Source organism: Bartonella jaculi, assembly GCF_039543045.1.
Classification (GTDB): Bacteria; Pseudomonadota; Alphaproteobacteria; order Rhizobiales; family Rhizobiaceae; genus Bartonella; species Bartonella jaculi.
In genome coordinates, this window is the sequence record NZ_BAABIZ010000184.1 from 1 (window position 1) to 651 (window position 651).

The window sequence follows — 651 nt, forward strand, 5'->3', positions numbered from 1 at the left end:
TCCGGTACAACAATCAAATCTAAAGCAATCTCTTGAAACCGTGCCATTATCCAACCGCCTTGTCCATTTCTCGTAAAAACAAATCCATCGCACGCCCCGCCCATCTTCGATAGGCTCTAGCAAAGACAGGTTCTTCCAAACGCCGATTAATGACTTGCAAAGCAAGGAAAATAGCAGTTTGCTTGCGTGTTTGCATGGCAACAATACGCCGCCGTGGAACCTCAAACTGATAATGCAAAATATGAATAGCAATCTGTCGTGCTAATGCCGCATCAAATAAGCCATGCGGGGGGTCAATAATATACCGGATTGGTACATGCCGAAATCCACCACTCACGGCTTTTAAAGAACAGGAAAGCATCATTTGTAATCGTTCGGCTTCCGAATACGGATTAAAAATTTCTCTTTTTGCCTCGGGCGTCCATAAATTATAAGCCGCAACCATAACCACCTCCGATAAAGAAAACTTGACCACAAAAACCTAAAAAACAACCCATCCAATCGGCTGCTTGATGAGGCAACACTGTGCAATCTTTCTTGTCTATTTTGTATTGATCTTTAGACATTGATAAACCTTTTTATCTTATGGTATCTAAATACATGGCAAATGCGCTAACACGCAGAGCCTAAAGCTCAAGCAGCATTCCCGCG

General features: G+C 42.9%; 2 protein-coding genes. Both read right to left on the reverse strand.

Annotated elements, in window-relative coordinates; genetic code table 11:
• Positions 1-46: 46 nt before the first annotated feature.
• A complete protein-coding gene (locus tag ABD915_RS10080; RefSeq protein ID WP_345117835.1) occupies positions 47-445 on the reverse strand; it encodes a hypothetical protein in 399 nt (132 codons plus the stop codon).
• Positions 429-566, reverse strand: a complete 138-nt coding sequence (locus ABD915_RS10085; RefSeq protein WP_345117837.1) for a hypothetical protein — start codon at positions 564-566, stop codon at positions 429-431. Before ABD915_RS10085 ends, ABD915_RS10080 begins: the two co-directional genes overlap by 17 nt.
• Positions 567-651: the final 85 nt, after the last annotated feature.

Excerpts from the sequence above, each read along its gene's own strand:
- ABD915_RS10080 (WP_345117835.1), bottom strand. The coding sequence starts at position 445 with ATGGTTGCGGCTTATAATTTATGGACGCCCGAGGCAAAAAGAGAAATT.
- ABD915_RS10085 (WP_345117837.1), bottom strand. The coding sequence starts at position 566 with ATGTCTAAAGATCAATACAAAATAGACAAGAAAGATTGCACAGTGTTG.